This window comes from Halomonas cerina (assembly GCF_014192215.1).
Taxonomy (GTDB): Bacteria; Pseudomonadota; Gammaproteobacteria; order Pseudomonadales; family Halomonadaceae; genus Halomonas; species Halomonas cerina.
Genome location: NZ_JACHXP010000015.1, coordinates 18,116 through 34,741, shown reverse-complemented (window position 1 = coordinate 34,741; position 16,626 = coordinate 18,116). Strand labels below are relative to the sequence as shown.

Annotated in this window: 16 protein-coding genes; 14 read left to right on the top strand and 2 right to left on the bottom strand. The window is 68.3% G+C overall.

All coding sequences use genetic code 11. From position 1 onward, the window contains the following. Positions 1-63 precede the first annotated feature (63 nt). From FHR94_RS14120 to murB, 9 genes are read left to right on the top strand one after another with little or no spacing between them, the layout of a single operon-like run. Positions 64-2,400, top strand: coding sequence for a DNA internalization-related competence protein ComEC/Rec2 (locus FHR94_RS14120; protein ID WP_246389968.1), 2,337 nt, complete (start codon positions 64-66; stop codon positions 2,398-2,400). Between the two features lie 22 nt (positions 2,401-2,422). Next, entirely contained in the window at positions 2,423-3,124 is a 702-nt protein-coding gene (locus tag FHR94_RS14115; protein WP_183326393.1) for a MotA/TolQ/ExbB proton channel family protein, read from the top strand. Continuing rightward, complete coding sequence (locus FHR94_RS14110) at positions 3,121-3,543, top strand: biopolymer transporter ExbD (RefSeq protein ID WP_183326391.1); 423 nt, start codon at positions 3,121-3,123, stop codon at positions 3,541-3,543. The genes FHR94_RS14115 and FHR94_RS14110 overlap by 4 nt, the downstream gene beginning before the upstream one ends. Beyond that, complete coding sequence (gene msbA / locus FHR94_RS14105) at positions 3,543-5,285, top strand: lipid A export permease/ATP-binding protein MsbA (protein WP_183326522.1); 1,743 nt, start codon at positions 3,543-3,545, stop codon at positions 5,283-5,285. Before FHR94_RS14110 ends, msbA begins: the two co-directional genes overlap by 1 nt. Next, complete coding sequence (lpxK, locus tag FHR94_RS14100; RefSeq protein WP_183326389.1) at positions 5,282-6,280, top strand: tetraacyldisaccharide 4'-kinase; 999 nt, start codon at positions 5,282-5,284, stop codon at positions 6,278-6,280. Before msbA ends, lpxK begins: the two co-directional genes overlap by 4 nt. A 53-nt stretch (positions 6,281-6,333) precedes the next feature. After that, on the top strand, positions 6,334-6,543 hold the full coding sequence (locus tag FHR94_RS14095) for a Trm112 family protein (RefSeq protein ID WP_183326387.1): 210 nt from the start codon (positions 6,334-6,336) through the stop codon (positions 6,541-6,543). Positions 6,544-6,554: 11 nt separating this feature from the next. Further along, positions 6,555-7,343 carry a 3-deoxy-manno-octulosonate cytidylyltransferase gene (gene kdsB, locus FHR94_RS14090; protein ID WP_183326385.1) on the top strand — a complete coding sequence of 263 codons (789 nt, stop codon included), beginning with the start codon at positions 6,555-6,557 and terminating at the stop codon, positions 7,341-7,343. Further along, entirely contained in the window at positions 7,343-7,819 is a 477-nt protein-coding gene (locus tag FHR94_RS14085; RefSeq protein ID WP_183326383.1) for a low molecular weight protein-tyrosine-phosphatase, read from the top strand. Before kdsB ends, FHR94_RS14085 begins: the two co-directional genes overlap by 1 nt. Continuing rightward, positions 7,816-8,844: a UDP-N-acetylmuramate dehydrogenase gene (murB, locus tag FHR94_RS14080; protein ID WP_183326381.1), complete on the top strand. Its 1,029-nt coding sequence runs from the start codon at positions 7,816-7,818 to the stop codon at positions 8,842-8,844. Before FHR94_RS14085 ends, murB begins: the two co-directional genes overlap by 4 nt. Before the next feature lie 85 nt (positions 8,845-8,929). Here murB and rne read toward each other — a convergent pair whose 3' ends face one another. Next, positions 8,930-11,818, bottom strand: a complete 2,889-nt coding sequence (gene rne / locus FHR94_RS14075) for a ribonuclease E (protein ID WP_183326379.1) — start codon at positions 11,816-11,818, stop codon at positions 8,930-8,932. A gap of 567 nt (positions 11,819-12,385) precedes the next feature. Here rne and FHR94_RS14070 point away from each other — a divergent pair. Genes FHR94_RS14070 through sppA form a run of 3 tightly spaced genes read left to right on the top strand, consistent with a single transcriptional unit; the run spans position 12,386 to position 15,124 of the window. Continuing rightward, positions 12,386-13,333 (top strand): RluA family pseudouridine synthase, encoded by a 948-nt coding sequence (locus tag FHR94_RS14070; protein WP_183326377.1) that lies wholly within the window; start codon positions 12,386-12,388, stop codon positions 13,331-13,333. A 14-nt stretch (positions 13,334-13,347) separates the two neighbouring features. Then, entirely contained in the window at positions 13,348-13,998 is a 651-nt protein-coding gene (locus FHR94_RS14065; protein WP_183326375.1) for an HAD family hydrolase, read from the top strand. Between the two features lie 34 nt (positions 13,999-14,032). After that, positions 14,033-15,124, top strand: a complete 1,092-nt coding sequence (sppA, locus tag FHR94_RS14060) for a signal peptide peptidase SppA (protein WP_183326373.1) — start codon at positions 14,033-14,035, stop codon at positions 15,122-15,124. 71 nt (positions 15,125-15,195) lie between these two features. On the opposite strand, the gene FHR94_RS14055 is transcribed toward sppA, so the two are convergent. Beyond that, positions 15,196-15,783, bottom strand: coding sequence for a Maf family protein (locus tag FHR94_RS14055; protein ID WP_183326372.1), 588 nt, complete (start codon positions 15,781-15,783; stop codon positions 15,196-15,198). Between the two features lie 89 nt (positions 15,784-15,872). Between FHR94_RS14055 and FHR94_RS14050 the strand changes: the two genes are divergently transcribed. Both FHR94_RS14050 and rpmF read left to right on the top strand, forming a co-directional pair. After that, complete coding sequence (locus tag FHR94_RS14050; protein WP_183326370.1) at positions 15,873-16,400, top strand: YceD family protein; 528 nt, start codon at positions 15,873-15,875, stop codon at positions 16,398-16,400. A gap of 28 nt (positions 16,401-16,428) precedes the next feature. Next, positions 16,429-16,599 carry a 50S ribosomal protein L32 gene (gene rpmF, locus FHR94_RS14045; RefSeq protein ID WP_183326368.1) on the top strand — a complete coding sequence of 57 codons (171 nt, stop codon included), beginning with the start codon at positions 16,429-16,431 and terminating at the stop codon, positions 16,597-16,599. Positions 16,600-16,626: the final 27 nt, after the last annotated feature.

The following is a 16,626-nucleotide window of genomic DNA, read 5'->3' as shown; positions in this document are numbered from 1 at the left end:
TAGCTGAGTGTCTCGCCATGATGGCCGCTGGCGTGCTTTCCGTAGGGGCGCCAGGCAAAGGCCATGGCGCCGATCAGGGATGATGTCATGCGATGCGGCGGGATCGCCATTCCCCTGGCCCTCGCCACCCTAGGGGGCGTACTGACGGGCCATCTTGCCAGCGCCGCGCTGCTCCAGGGGCTCGGGCTCTGGCTGCTGGTTCTGCTGGCCGCGAGGCAGTGGTTCGGCATGCTGCTCACGCTGGTGGTGCTGAGCCTCGCCGGCCAGCTACTGATGGTACGGGGTGGCGAGCTTGCCGAGGGCCTGACCCGCCAGGACCTGGTACTGGAGGGACGTCTGGTCGCGGTGAGTCGGGAGGCCCGGCTGTCACGCCTGCGCCTCGAGATCGAGGCCTGTCGTCCCCTGGACGCGGGGCTTCCCTCGTGCGAAAGGCTCAAGCGAGTGCGGTTAAGCGCCTTCGAAGCGCCGGACATGGCGGTCGGCGAGCGCTGGCGCCTGATGGTCCGGTTGCGCCCTCCCACGGGCTTCGCTAATCCTCATGCGTTCGACTATCGGGCCTGGCTGTGGCGGGAAGGCATCCAGGCCACCGGCTATGTGCGCCGGGACCCGGCCCCCGAACGGCTGGCCACCTCCGGGGTCCGGCTGCGACAGGCGGCGCTCGAGCATCTGGCCAGCCATGATCTCGAGGCGCGTAGCGCACGCTGGCTGGCCGCCCTGACGCTGGGGGCCAGCGAGCGGCTGACCCGCGAGGACTGGGACCTGCTCAATGCCAGCGGCACCACGCACCTGATGGTGATCTCGGGCCTGCATGTGGGGCTGGTGGCCACCTGCATGCTGGGGCTCTGCCGGGGCCTGGCCCGGTGCGTCACGCCCGGTGTCTGGCGCCTGGCCGTCTGGCCCTGGTGGCTCGCCGGGGCTGCAGCGGTTGGCTACGCCTGGCTGGCGGGGCTGGAACCCCCGGCACTGCGCGCCATGGTCATGACCCTGGTCGGGCTGTGGGTTGCCAGCGGGCGTCATGCGCCGGGCCCCTGGCAGGCCTGGTGGTTGGCCCTGGCCATGGTGTTGCTGCTGGACCCTCTCTCGGCCTGGCGTCCCGGCCTGTGGCTCTCCTTCGTCGCGGTGGCTCTGTTGATCCTGGTCTGGCAAGGGCGCCCTCGGCCCCGAGGCGTGCGGGGCTGGGTCCTCGCCCTAGTGCGTTCCCAACTGCTGCTGGCGCCCTTGATGGCGGCGGCCGGGCTGCTGGCCTTCTCACGCGTCGCCCCGGCCGCCCCGCTGGTCAACCTGATCGCCGTTCCGCTGGTCAGCAGCCTGATGGTGCCACTGGGGCTGCTCGGCTGGCTGCTGGCCTGGCTGTCGCCCCTGTCGGACCTCTGCTGGTGGCTGTTCGGCGGGTTGGTGACGGTGCTGGCCGCGGTGCTCGAGGTAACCGTGGCATGGCTGCCCCTCCGGGTGCCGGCCCCCGATCGCCTCCTGCCGCTGGCGCTGGCCCTGGGAGCGATCAGCCTGCTGTGGGCCCTGCCGGGACTCGAGCGGCGGTTGCGCCTGGCCGGCAGCGTGCTGCTGGTCCTGATCCCTCTGCTCGCCACGTCGCCGACCCTGATGCCCGGGGTACTGCGCGTGCGGGTGCACGATGTCGGCCAGGGCCAGCTGGTGGAGCTGCGTACTGCCGGCTATCGGGCGCTGGTCGATACCGGTCCGCGCTTCGGCTCCGGCTTCATGCCGCTGGCATCGCTGTGGGGGCCGGGGCAGCGTTTCGACGATGTCATCGTCAGCCATGCCGATCTGGATCATGCCGGTGGGGTGCCGGCCCTGCTCGCCGCACATCGGGTCGACCGCTGGCTGGCACCCCCGGGGGCACCGGTAGCGGTACCGATCCAGCACTGTGTCGCGGGTCTCGCCTGGCGGCGGGACGGCGTGGAATTCCGGGCGCTCTGGCCCCCGGTGCAGGCCGGTCCCCTGACCTCCAACGACCGCTCCTGCGTGCTCGAGGTACGGGCCGGTTCCCACCGCTTGGTCGTGACCGGGGATGCCGGCCGGCAGGTCGAGCGCGCCTTCCTGGAACGCATCGACGGTCCGGTGACGGTGCTGGTGGTGGGCCATCACGGCAGCCACACCAGCTCCGGCGTGCAGTTGGTCAGGCGCCTGGCGCCCCGCCATGCGATCTTCAGCGCGGCCCGGTACAATCCCTTCGGTCATCCGGCCGAGCGGGTGGTTCGCCGCTTCCGGGAAGTGGGAAGCTGCCTGTGGTTCACGGGGCGCGATGGCGCCGTGACCCTGTACCTCGGAGGCCCCGCCTCGTCCCGGGTGCGGGCCGAGCGCACCGCCCCCTGGCGGGCAGGCGGTGTCGAAGGCGGCTGCCTTGCGTTAGAATCGCCCGCTACCGACCGGGCGATCCGGTGACCGTGCCAGGGAGTCGACTGCCATGAACATGCTGGATGCACTGATCGCCGGAGGCTGGCTGATGCTTCCCCTGCTGGGTTGCTCGCTCGCGGCCACGGCGATCATCATCGAGCGCCTGTGGTCGCTGCGCGCGGGCCGCATCGCCCCCCGTGGACTCGGGCAGGAGGTCTGTGGTCTGGTGGCCCGGGGACAGGTCAACCTCTACTGGCTGGAGAGCCACTCCCCGCTGGGGGGAGTGCTGGCGGCCGGGCTGCGCAATGCCCGGCTCGGTCACGAGCAGGTCCGCTTTCGCCTCGAGGAGGCCGCCGGCGCGGTGATCCACGATATGGAGCGCTTCCTGAGCCCCCTGGGCACCATCGCCGCCATCACGCCACTGATCGGCCTGCTGGGCACCGTGGTGGGCATGATCGAGGTGTTCTCGGTCATCGTCGCCGGTGACGGGGCCAACCGGACCGCCGATCTCGCGGGGGGGATCTCCCGGGCTCTGGTCACCACGGCGGCGGGCCTGACCGTGGCGATTCCCGCGCTGATGTTCCACCGCTACTTCCAGCGCCGCGTCGAGGATATCACGGTGCGCATGGAGGAGCAGGCCGGTCAGGTAGTCGAGTTCCTGGCCCATTATCCGGGTGAGCTGACCCTGGCCGAGCGGCATGACCAAGGCCATCCAGCGCGTGATCCACTGGCCGCCGACGGGCATGCCGCTTCCCGGGTGAAGCAGCCGTGAAGTTTCCCCGCACGCGTCGGGACCCGGTGGAGGTGAACCTCACGCCGCTGATCGATGTGGTCTTCCTGCTGCTGATCTTCTTCATGGTCTCGACCACCTTCGAGACCCGCCAGGCCCTGGAGCTCGCATTGCCGGAGAGCCGTGCCGGAGGCGCGCTGCCGGTCTCGCCGCTGACCGTGGTGGTCACGGCACAAGGGGAGTACCGTGTCGGCGAGCGGACCCTTGGCGAGGCCGCCCTGACCGAGGCCCTGGCCAGGCAGGTCGAGCGCGCCCGGGCCCATGGCCTGGTGGTGGAAGCCGATGCCCGAGCCGCCCATGCCGATGTGGTACGGGTACTGGATCGGGCCGGCGGACTCGGCATCGAGCGCGTGCGCATCGCCACCCGCGCTCAGACATCCACACAAGCGGAGACACCGTGATCGAACACTCCGGCTGGACCCTCTACCGGCGCCTGCTGGGCTATGTCAGGCCCCACTGGCGTGCCTTCGCCCTAGCCCTTGTTGGCTATGTCATCTATGCCGCCTCGAGCACGGCGCTGGCCGAGATGATGAAGCGCCTGATCGATGGCATCCAGGAGCCTGATGCCGCCTTCCGACTCTTCCTGCCGCTGTTCGTGGTGGGCATGTTTGCCGCCCGTGGCCTCGGCACCTTCCTCGGCACCTATTTCATGAGCACCGTGGCGCGCAACCTGGTGCACGCCCTGCGCTGCGACGTCTTCAATCACATGCTGCACCTGCCGGGGCGTTTCTTCGATACCCACTCCACCGGCCATCTGATCTCGCGGGTCACTTACCATGTCGAGCAGGTCACCGGGGCGGCCACCAGGGCCATCACCATCCTGCTGCGCGAAGGCCTGTTCGTGATCGGGCTCGTGGGTTACCTGTTGTGGACCAACTGGATGCTGACCCTGCTGTTTCTGGCGGTGACGCCGCTGATCGGCGGCGTGGTCCGCTATACCAGCAAGCGCTTTCGGCGCATCTCCCGGCGCATCCAGCGCTCCATGGGGGACGTGACCCATGTCGCCTCGGAGGCCCTCTCCGGCTACCGGGTGGTGCGCACCCACGGGGCGGAAGGCTATGAGAAGGCGCGCTTCGCCGCGGCCAGTGAGGCCAATCGACGCCAGAGCATGAAGGAGGCGCTGACCAAGGCCACCAGCACGCCGGTGATCCAACTGCTGGTGGCCCTGTCGCTGGCGGTGCTGGTATGGCTGGCCATGGCACCGGCGCTGATGGCCGATATGACGGCCGGGGAGTTCGTGGCCTTCATCACCGCGGCCTCGCTGATGGCCAAGCCGGTACGCCAGCTCACCGAGATCAACAGCGAGATCCAGAAGGGGATCGCCGCCGCCGGTGAGCTTTTCGGCCTGCTGGAGGCGCCGACCGAGCCCGACGTGGGCACCCGGGAGCCCGGCCGGCTCGAGGGATACCTCCGCTTCGAGGACGTGCGCTTTGCCTATGGGGAGGACCAGCCCGAGGTGCTCAAGGGCATCGATCTGGCGGTGGACCGGGGCGAGATGGTGGCCATCGTCGGCCGTTCCGGCAGCGGCAAGTCGACCCTGGTTAGCCTGCTGCCGCGCTTCTATCGGCCCACCGCCGGACGCGTCCTGATCGACGAGGTACCCGTGGAGGAGTATCGCCTGGCCCCCCTGCGCCGGCAGATGGCACTGGTTTCTCAGCAGGTGACCCTGTTCAACGCCAGCATCGCCGACAACATTGCCTACGGCGAGCCCCAGGCCGACCCGGCGGCGATCGAGGCCGCCGCCCGGGCCGCCCATGCTCACGAGTTCATCGAGCGCCTGCCGGGAGGCTATGCCACCGTGGTCGGGGACAACGGCGTCATGCTCTCCGGCGGGCAGCGCCAGCGTCTGGCGATCGCCCGGGCGATCTTCAAGAACGCGCCGATCCTGATCCTCGATGAGGCCACCTCGGCGCTGGACACCGAGTCGGAGCGCCATATCCAGGCAGCCCTGGAGGAGGTCTGTCGAGGACGGACCACTCTAGTCATCGCCCACCGCCTCTCGACCATCGAGCGGGCCGATCGCATCCTGGTCATGGAGCAGGGCGAGATCGTCGAGCAGGGCAGCCATGCCGAGCTGCTGGCCCGGGATGGCGCCTATGCGGCGCTGCATCGCCTGCAGTTCCAGGAGGCCCCGGTCTCATGACGCGGTCGCTGGGTGATCGCTGGCTGGAGGCCGCCTATCGCGGGGCCGGCTGGCTTGGACTGCTGCGCCCCCTCGAGGGACTCTACCGGGCGGCGCTCCGGCGACGAGCCGCGGCCTATGCCAGCGGGCGTCGTGCGGTCTGGCACGTCCCGGTCCCGGTGATCGTGGTGGGCAATATCACCCTGGGAGGGACCGGCAAGTCACCACTGGTGACCTGGCTGGCCCGTTATCTCGCGGCACGGGGGTGGCGGCCGGGGATCCTCTCCCGGGGCTATGGCGGCAGGTCGCGGCATTATCCACTGCTGCTCGAGCCGGCGACACCGGTGACCGAGAGCGGCGACGAGCCACGGATGCTGGCCGACCAGACCGGCCGACCGGTGGTGGTCGACCCGGAGCGTCCACGCGGGGCCAGGCGGCTGATCGAGGCGGGCTGCGATATCCTGATCAGTGATGACGGTCTCCAGCACCTGGCGCTGGGGCGTGACCTGGCGCTGATAGTGGTAGACGGTCGGCGTGGGTTCGGCAACGGCCGCTGCCTGCCTGCCGGCCCCCTGCGCGAACCGCTCTCAAGGCTCGCCGCGGTGGATGCGGTGGTGGTCAACGGAGAGGCGAGCTTTTCGGTACCGGCAGGCAGCCACCGCATGTCGCTGGCGCCGGTGGGCTGGCGGCCGCTGGCGTGCGGGCCGCGTCGACCACTGAGGCCACCGCCCTTCGTGGGGTCGGTGCATGCTGTGGCCGGCATCGGTCGCCCCGCTCGCTTCTTCGAGACTCTGGAAGAGCTCGGCCTCGAAGTGCTTCCGCATCCCTTCGCCGACCACCACCGCTACCGAGCAGCGGACCTGGCGTTCGGGGATGATCGTCCCGTGGTGATGACCGCCAAGGACGCGGTCAAGTGCCGTGGCCTGGTCCCGGGGGAGGCTTGGGTACTGGAGGTAGAGGCGCAGCCCGATCCCGGCTTCATCGCTTGGCTGGAGGATCGCCTGGCGACGCTTTGAACATGTAGGCGCTGCCCAGGCGCAGCGCCGTTGCTGATCACGGAGGCGTAACGATGGACAAGGAACTACTGGCGATGCTGGTCTGCCCGCTGTGCAAGGGCAAGCTGAAGTATGACCGGGAGGCGGGGGAGTTGCGCTGTCACTATGATGGCCTGGCCTATCCGGTGCGCGACGGCATCCCGGTGATGCTGCCCGAGGAGGCCAGGGTCATGACGGTGGACGAGAAGCTACCGAGCTCTCCCGGGCGCGGTGGCAAGGCGTGAGGGAAGGGACCATGAGCGAGTTCATCGCGGTGATCCCGGCGCGCTTCGCCTCGACGCGACTGCCCGGCAAGCCCCTGCTCGAGATCGCCGGCGAGCCCATGATCGCCCATGTATGGCGACGGGCCGGCGAGAGTGGCGCCGCCCGCGTGGTGGTGGCCACCGATGATGTGCGCATCCGCACGGCGCTCGAACCGCTCGGGGCCGAGGTGGTCATGACCCGAAAAGATCATCCGTCGGGCACCGACCGCCTGGCCGAGGTGGCCGAGCGGCTCGGGCTGGCCGATGAGGCCGTGCTGGTCAATGTCCAGGGTGACGAGCCGCTGATTCCCGCGGCCTTGATCGACCAGGTGGCGGCGCGGCTATTCGACGATCCCGGCGCCGCCATCGCCACCCTCGCCGAGCCCATCGGCGACATCGATACCCTGTTCAACCCTAATGTGGTCAAGGTGGTGCGGGCGCTGTCGGGACGGGCATTGTACTTTTCCCGGGCCCCTATTCCCTGGGATCGAGAAGCCTGGGATCGAGACGCCTTCGCCATCCGACCCGAGCGTCTCGAGAGCGATGTCTGGCTACGCCATATCGGTCTCTACGCCTATCGGGCGAGCTTCCTGGCCGAGTACGGCGATTGGGCCCCCTCACCGCTGGAACAGCTGGAGCAACTCGAGCAGCTTAGGGCCCTGCACCATGGACATGCCATCCAGGTGGCCCTGGCCAGCCAGCCACACCCTGCCGGCGTGGACACCGCCGAGGATCTCGCGCGGGTCCGCGAGTTACTGAATCGCGAAGGAGGAGGGCGGTGATGCGCGTGCTTTTCATCTGCCTGGGCAATATCTGTCGATCCCCCACCGCCGAGGGAATGCTCCGTCGTCACCTCGAGGAGGCCGGGCTCGCCGAGCGTGTCGTGGTCGACTCCTGTGGCATCGGCGCCTGGCATGTGGGCAAGGCGCCCGACGCCCGGGCTCGCGCGGCGGCCGCCTCCCGAGGACTCGATCTATCCGCGCTGCGGGCCCGTCAACTCGACGCTGCCGACTTTTCACGCTTCGACTATCTGCTGGCCATGGATCACGATAACCTGGTGGTCCTCGAGGAGTGTCGGCCGGTGGGCTGCCAGGCGCATGTCGGGCTCTTGCTCGACTTCGCCGGCCACCGTGGTCGTGCCGTGCCGGACCCCTACTACGGGGGTGACCAGGGCTTCGAGGAAGTGCTCGACCTCGTCGAGGCTGCCTCCCGCGGTCTGGTGGAGGAGTTGCGTCGGCGCCTGGAGGCCGACGCTTGAGCCTGGCTATCCTGTACGATCATGATCTCTCCTCGGCCAATACCCTGAGCCTGCCTAGCCGGGCCGAACGCTTCGTGGCACCGAGAACGGTTGGCCAGCTTCGCGAGGTGCTGGTCTGGGTGCGACAGTATGGGTGGCCGTTGACCGTGCTGGGTGGTGGCAGCAACCTGATCCTCCCCGAGCGCCTGCCCGGACTGGTGATGCAGCCCGCCATGACCGACTGGTGGCTGGAGGAAACGGCCGGCGAGGCCGTCCGGGTCCATGTCGAGGCCGGGGTGGTCTGGCACGAACTGGTGATGGCCCTAGCCCGCCACGGCTTCTGGGGCCTGGAGAACCTGGCGCTGATCCCCGGCACCTGCGGAGCCGCTCCGATCCAGAATATCGGCGCCTATGGTGTGGAGCTTGCCGAGGTCCTCGAGACGGTGCACCTGCTGCATCTTGACGATGGCCGCGAGGTGGTGCTTGGCGTCGACGATTGTGCCTTCGGCTATCGCGACAGCATCTTCAAGCGGGGGCTGGATGGCCGGGTGGTGATCACCCGGCTGGTCCTGCGCCTCTCGCGCCGGCCGCATCCCCGGCTTGGCTACGGCGATCTGGCAAGCCGGATCGGTGCCACGCCTACACCGCTGGAGGTGGCCGAGGCGGTCTGTGCGATCCGCCGCGAAAAGCTTCCGGATCCCGAGGTGCTGGGCAATGCCGGCAGCTTCTTTCAGAACCCTCTGGTGCCGGCGATTCAAGCCGAGGCCCTGCGTGCGGCCTATCCCGACATGCCCGGCTTTCCCCAGCCGGGGGGGCGTATCAAGCTGGCCGCCGGCTGGCTGATCGAACGCTGCGGCTTCAAGGGTTGGCGGGAGGGGCATTTCGGGGTCCATGATCGCCAGGCCCTGGTGCTGGTGCATCATGGTGGTGGCAGCGCGATGGAACTGCTGGCCTTTGCCGATCGTGTGGCGGGGGAGGTGCGCCGCCGCTTCGGGGTCGAGTTGGAACGTGAACCGCGCCTCGCCGGAAAGGTCAGGGGTGGTTAGCGCAGTTTTCCCGCACCGAGACCAAAAACGCCCGTGGCCACGGGCGTTCTAGTTAACAGGGCGCGTCTAGCGGGGTGAGCCGGACTCAGCCCTGGTTGCCCTCCTGACGCTTGGCCTCCTGCTCACGACGGCGGATCTCCCGCGGGTCGTTGTGGGCACGGCGGCGGCGACGCCGGCTGGCCGGCCTCTCGGCCTTGGCGTCGGGTTTCGGCTCGGCCTTGGCGTCAGGCGTCGGCTCGGCCTTCTTGACGTCGGGCGCTGGCTCGGCCTTGGCGTCGGGTTTTGGCTCGGCCTTGACGTCGGGCGCTGGCTCGGCCTTGGCGTCGGGTTTTGGCTCGGCCTTGACGTCGGGCGCTGGCTCGGCCTTGGCGTCGGGCGTCGGCTCGGCCTTCTTGACGTCGGGCGCTGGCTCGGCCTTGGCGTCAGGCGTCGGCTCGGCCTTCTTGACGTCGGGCGCTGGCTTGGCCTTCTTGGCGTCGGGCGTCGGCTTGGCCTTCTTGGCGTCAGGCGTCGGCTCGGCCTTCTTGGCGTCGGGCGCTGGCTCGGCCTTGGCGTCAGGCGTCGGCTCGGCCTTCTTGACGTCGGGCGCTGGCTCGGCCTGGGCTTCCGGCTGCTGCGTGGCCTGGGGCGCCGGCTTCTGACTCACCTTGTCCTCCGCCGGCTGGACCTCCGCCTCTGCGGTAGCGACCCGGGCGGCCTCGGCCTGGAGCCTTTCCTGCTCCTCAAGAGCCTTCGGGTTGATGGCATGCTGGCGACGCCGTTGGCGCGGGTTGTTGCGGGTGCGCTTGGGTGTGGTATCGGCCGCGCTGGCCTCCGCCGGCGCTTCGCCTTTCTGCAGCGGGGCACGGAGCTCGCTCTTGCCGCGCTCGGCATCCGCTTCCTGGGGCTTGCGGGTCTCGCGAGGCTGGCCACGAGCCTCCTCCTGAGCCTTGCGGGATTCCGGCGCCTGACGGCCATCGTCCTGACGACGTCCGCGACCTCCGCGCCCTTCGGGTTGCTCCGCCTTGGCCTCGCCCTGACGCTGGGCCTTGGACGTGCGAGTGTCATCGCGGCCGGTCTCGCCGCGCTCTTGGCGCGGGCCACGGCGGTTACGCGGTCGCCCGTTGCCGCCAGCGGCCTTGTCGCTGCGCTGGTCGTCACGACTACGGGGGCCGCTGGCCGGACGAGATGGAGGGGCCTGATGCTCCTCTTGCTCCCGAGCCGTGGGCGACTCGGGAGCCTTGTTGGCCTCTTCCTCGCTGCCCAGCAGCCTGGCCAGCCCCTTGACCAGGCGTCCCAGTACACCGGCCTGGGGCTGAGGCGTCGGCGGGGCGGCGACAGCTGCGGTGGGCCGGGCGGGTTCCTCCTGCTGCAGCGAGACGGGGGCGGGTTCGTGGTGGATGACCGTCTTGACGGCGGCTTCGGCCCGCTGGACCGGCTTGCCGAAGGCAGACTCGGGCTCCTTGCCGATCTCGGTCTCGGTAGAAAGCTCGAAGCTTGACTGGCTTGTCGTGCCCTCTTCCTCGACATGGTCATCGCGCAGGCGCTGGACGTCGTAGTGCGGGGTGTCCATGTCGGCACTCGGCAGCACCACCACCCTGACGCCCTGGCGGCGCTCGATGTCGGCCAATACGTTGCGCTTCTCGTTGAGCAGGTAGGTGGCCACCGGCACGGGTACGATGGCACGGATCTGTGCGCTGCGTTCCTTCATGGCCTCTTCCTCGATCAGGCGCATGATGGACAGCGAGATCGAGCGCACGTCACGGATGGTGCCCTGGCCATCACAGCGCGGGCAAACCACGCCGCTGGTCTCGCCCAACGAGGGCCGCAGGCGCTGGCGGGACATCTCCATCAGCCCGAAGCGCGAGATGCGGCCGATCTGGACCCGGGCGCGGTCGAGCTTGAGCGCATCGCGCATGCGGTTCTCGACCTCACGCTGGTTGCGTGCCGGACTCATGTCGATGAAGTCGATGACCACTAGGCCACCAATGTCACGCAGGCGCAGCTGGCGGGCAATCTCGTCGGCGGCCTCCGTGTTGGTCTGCAGTGCCGTCTCCTCGATGTCGCTGCCACGGGTGGCGCGGGCCGAGTTGATGTCGATGGAGACCAGTGCCTCGGTGTGGTCGATGACGATGGAGCCACCGGAGGGCAGCTTGACCTCGCGCTCGTAGGCGGTTTCGATCTGCGACTCGATCTGGAAGCGCGAGAACAGCGGTACCTCGTCGGCGTAGAGCTTAATCTTCTGCTGGTAGGAAGGCATCACCTGGCGGATGAAGGCCAGGGCTTCCTGATGCACCTGCTCGCTGTCGATCAGCACCTCGCCGATATCCTGGCGCAGGTAGTCGCGCATGGCGCGGATGATGACGTTGGATTCCCGGTAGATCAGGAAGGGGGCGGAGCGCTTGCCGGCCTCCTCGGTGATCGACTCCCAGACCTGCATCAGGTAGTCGAGGTCCCACTGCAGCTCCTCGGTGGAGCGGCCGATACCGGCGGTGCGCACGATCAGTCCCATCTTGTCGGGCACGGTCAGCTGGCCCATGGCTTCCTTGAGCTGGCTGCGCTCTTCGCCCTCGATACGCCGGGAGATGCCGCCGGCCCGGGCGTTGTTGGGCATCAGCACCAGGAAGCGACCGGCCAGGCTGATGAAGGTGGTCAGGGCCGCGCCCTTGTTGCCGCGCTCCTCCTTGTCGACCTGGACGATGACTTCCTGGCCTTCCTTGAGCACCTCCTTGATGCTGGGGCGCCCGGAGGGCTCCTTCAGGAAGTATTCCCGGGAGATCTCCTTGAGGGGGAGGAAGCCGTGGCGCTCGGCGCCGAAGTCGACGAAGGCGGCTTCGAGAGAGGGTTCCACGCGGGTGATCTTGCCGCGATAGATATTGGCTTTCTTCTGTTCCCGGGCACCGGATTCGATGTCCAGGTCGTAGAGGCGTTGTCCATCGACCAAGGCGACGCGCAGCTCTTCGGGCTGGGTCGCGTTGATGAGCATCCGTTTCATGTTGTCTCGCAAAATGGACGCGCCGGTGGGCGCCCATGGGCGTCGACGTCGGCGAACCGCTGGGTGCAGCGTGCTTGTGCTCAGCGCATGTCGCGGATGCGGTACTGCGCCCGTCCGACCCCGGGACGCCTCGACGAGAGGCCCCGTGCCGGCATGATCATGTTGAGTACGTGGCGGAGGCAGAACATGTCTCGGTGGAACATCGCCCATCCGGCCCTGCGGTCACCGCCAACACCTGGCATTCATCGATTCGCCGACGCCGGCCTCCGGCACGTTGTTATACGTATCCCGGGTCCCCGTTGGTCCTGTGGAGCCTTCCAGGGAGCCGAGCGTGGCGTTGCATGCTTGCTGTTCGGCGGCGGGACCTCGGTGTGGCGAGAGTCGTCGCGGCCTGATCTTTTCGCTCCGGCCTGCGTGTCTGTCGTGCAGGCGCTCGGCGTGGCACAGGTGGCCCACTGGAGCGAGCCGACAATATAACAGTAAAGGCCGGGTACCGGCAATTGGCGCAGGAGGGCCCGCTCTGCGATAGAATACGCGTTTTCCGCAGGTTTCCAGTGGAGTGCCGGCATGGCCGAAGGCCGCGACGTAAAGTGGGTGGAAGTGACCGAGGGCCAGGCGGGGCAGCGGGTCGATAATTTCCTCATGAGCCGCCTCAAGGGGGCGCCACGCGCCCTGGTCTATCGCATCGTGCGCAAGGGCGAGGTGCGTGTGAACAAGAAGCGCGTCAAGGCCGATACCCGGCTGGTGGCGGGGGACATGGTGCGCATTCCGCCGCTGCGGCTAGCCCCCCGGGAGGCGGTGCGCGAGGTCAGCGACAACCTGCGCAACCTGCTGGCCGGTAGCGTGCTGCTGGAAGGCCGCGATTGGCTGGTGATCAACAAGCCTTCGGGGCTCGCCGTGCACGGCGGCAGCGGAGTCAAGATCGGCCTGATCGAGGCCCTGCGCCAGGTCCGCGAGGACCTGGACTTCCTCGAGCTGGTCCACCGCCTGGATCGCGATACCTCGGGATGCCTGCTCCTGGCCAAGTCGCGTCCGGCTCTGTTGACCCTGAACACTGCCCTCAAGCGACACGAAATGACCAAGCAGTACCTGGCGCTGGTGGCCGGACGCTGGCCGGCGCGGCGCGACATCGTCAGCGCGCGGCTGGATCGCTTCGACGCCGGCAACGGCGAGCGCCGGGTACGGGTGGACCCGGCCGGCAAGGTGGCCCGGACGCGCTTCGCGGTGCGCGAGACCTTCGCCGGCGTTACCCTGGTCGAGGCGGAGCCCATCACCGGGCGCACCCACCAGATCCGCGTGCATGCCGCCTATGCCGGCCATCCCTTGCTGGGTGACGACAAGTACGGCACCCGCGAGGGTGAGCGACTGGCCGCCCGGCTGGACCTGTCACGGCTCTTCCTGCATGCCGCCTCACTGAGTTTTCCCGAGCCCACCAGCGGTCGTCCGGTACAGATCCGGGCCCCGCTGGGCGAGGCACTCGAGGGAGTGCTCGAGCGCGCCCGTCCTTTCCGCTGATACCAGGAGCCACCATGCGCTATCGACTGATGATCTTCGACTGGGACGGCACCCTGATGGACTCCGTGGCCCGTATCGTCTCCTGCATGCAGGCCGCCTCCCGGGAGGCGGGCTGGGGCGAGCTGGAGGATGCGGCGGTACGCAATATCATCGGCCTCGGACTGCCCGAGGCGATCGCCACGCTCTGTCCCGGCATCGATACCGAGCGTGCCGAGCTGCTGCGGGCACGTTATGCCTATCACTTCGTCGAAGGGGATGTAACCCCCATGCGCTTCTATCCTGGCGTGGAAGAGGGGCTCGAACGGTTGCGAGCCAACCCGACCCTTCGTCTGGCGGTCGCCACCGGCAAGAGTCGCCGCGGGCTTGAGCGCATCTTCCGCGAGAGCAACAGCGGGCGCTGGTTTCATGCCAGCCGTACCGCCGACGAGACTCGCTCCAAGCCGCACCCGCGGATGCTCGAGGAATTGCTGGCCGAGCTGGATATCGGGGTCGCCGAGGCGGTCATGGTCGGTGATACCGAATACGACATGGAGATGGCCCGTGCCCTGGGTATGGACCGGGTGGCGGTGACCTACGGCGTGCACGCCCCGCAGCGTCTCGCCATCAGCCGTCCGGTCTTCACCGCCGAGCGCGCCGCCGATCTCTTCGACTGGCTGCACGCCTGATGCTGGGTCATCGGGCCTCGATCAAGGAGAGAGCATGAGCGACAATCATCAGGACGACCGCTGGACCTCGGGGCCGGAGCTGTCGCCCGAGGAGGCGCGGGACGCGCGCAAGGTCCGTGACGGGCGCCATGAGGCGGATGCCGCGGCCCCAGAGGAGGACATCGAGACGCTCCGGGAGCGCCGGCGATTGGCCGAGCTGCAGATGCTCGATCGCTGGATCGGTGGCGTCGTGGCGGAACAGCGCCGCTCGCGGCGCTGGAAGCTGTTTTTCCGTTTCTTCTTCGCCGCCTTGATCCTGGCCTCGCTGATCACCACCCTGTATGGGCTCTTCCTGGCCCCGGGGCGCAGCGTCATGGAGGGCCCCCACCTTGGCGTAGTGAAGGTCGAGGGCGTGATTGATGGTGATGCCAAGGCCAGTGCCGAGCGCATCATCGAAGGGCTGAGGCGCGCCTGGGAGGTGCCGGATGCCGAGGCGGTGGTGCTGCACATCGATAGCCCTGGTGGCAGTCCGGTGCAGTCGCAGCGTATATATGACGAGGTGATGCGCCTGCGCGAGGCCGGCGACAAGCCGGTTATTGCGGTGATCGAGGACATCGGGGCGAGTGGTGCCTACTATATCGCCGCTGCGGCGGACCAGATCGTCGCCGCGCCGGCCAGCCTGGTGGGGTCGATCGGGGTGATTCATGCCGGTTTCGGCTTCGAGGAGGCAATCGACCGGCTCGGCGTGGAGCGACGTATCTTCACCGCGGGAGACAACAAGGCCTTCCTCGATCCCTTCCGGGACATTTCCCCCGAACAGCGCGACTTCTGGAAAGGGGTGCTCGAGACCACTCATCGGCAGTTTATCGAGGACGTAAAAGCCGGCCGAACCGGGCGCCTGACCGAGGATGAGCGGTTGTTCAGTGGTCTGCTCTGGACCGGCGAGCAAGCCATGGGACTGGGGCTGGTCGACACCCTCGGCACTCTCGACAGCCTTGCCCTCGAGCGTCTCGAGGCACCGCGTGTGCGGGACTATACGCCCAGCCTGGATCCTCTCGAACGACTCTCCCGGCAGTTCGGTCGCGTCGCCGCCGAGTGGCTCGGCCTGCCCAGAGCCGTCGCGCCGCTGCGCTATCAGCTCTATTAGCCACGGGCCTCGGGCTACGAGCGTCGGGCAGTTGATGGTTGGCTGGCAGCCCGCAGCCCGCAGCCCGCAGCTTAGCGCCCGCCGAGGGGGTCGAGCCCGGCCTCGCGTAGCATCGCGCAGAGCCGGATCAGCGGCAGGCCGATCAGGGTATTGGGGTCATCCCCCTCCAGACGCTCGAACAGGGCGATGCCCAGGCCCTCCATGCGAAAGCTGCCGGCGCTGTCCAGGGGGCGTTCCTGCGCCACGTAGCGGGCGATCTCCGCCTCGCTAAGCGGTCGAAACACCACGTCGTAGGTCTCGTGGCAGACGCGATGATGCAGGCGGCGGGTGTCGATCAGTGCCAGCCCGGTGAGGAAGCGCACGCGCCGGCCCGAGAAACGGCACAGCTGCCGCCTCGCTGTGGCTTCGTCGCCGGGCTTGCCGAGGATCTCGCCATCGAAGACGGCCACCTGATCGGCGCCGATGATCAGGTGATCCGGCCAGGCCTCGGCCAGCCGATCGGCCTTAGCCAGCGCCAGGCGTTGGGTCAGAGCTTCGGGGGACTCCCCGGGATGCGGGGTTTCGTCGATGTCCGGGCTCTGCCAGACATAGGGCAATTCCAGTCGATCCAGCAACCGTCGGCGGAAGCGGGATCCGGAGGCGAGTACCAGGCGTGACATGATGGTTTCTCCTTGGGCAAAGGGGCAGTGTACCCCCTGGCGATGGCGGCTTTGACAGGGGCTGGGGGAGTGCCTATCATTGCGCGCCTATGTTGACCTCACGACTCCCTGGCAGGGTCGAGCCCTATCGGCTCGCTGCCCATGACGAACACCTGGAAGGCCTTGTCGCCCTCGCTGAACTGGCGCGCCTCACCGAGGCGATCGGGGAGCAGGCGGGGGACGCCCGGGTATGGCTGGATTTCACCATCGATGCCCAGGGGCGTCGGGTGATCAGCGGGCGGCTGGAAGCCGACCTGCTGCTGGCCTGCCGGCGTTGTCTCGCGCCGATGCCCCAGCGCGTCGAGAGCGATTTCCTGCTCGGCATGGTGACCAGCGATGCCCTGGCCGCCGAACTGCCGAGTACCCACGAGCCGGTGCTGGTGGAGGACGAACAGCTGAACCTGCTGGCAGTGGTGGAGGATGAGCTCATCCTCAGCCTGCCCCAGGTGGTTTACCACGACGAGGCCGAGTGCCAGGTCTCGCCCGAGCAGCTGAACAGCACGGCGCCTGCCGAGACCTCTGAGGCGCCCGCCGACAGCCCCTTCGACGTGCTCAGGCACCTCAAGGGCAAATCTTGATTCAACGTTCACTCTGGAGTGACATCCCATGGCAGTTCAACAGAACCGCAAGACCCGTTCCAAGCGCGGCATGCGCCGCAGCCACGACGCCCTCGCGGCCCCGGCCCTGTCCCAGGACAAGGAGACCGGTACCACCCACCGTCGTCACCACGTGGCCCCCGATGGCTTCTATCGGGGTCGCAAGGTCGTCGAGGCCTGAGGTGACGGCGACGCTTGCGGTGATGCC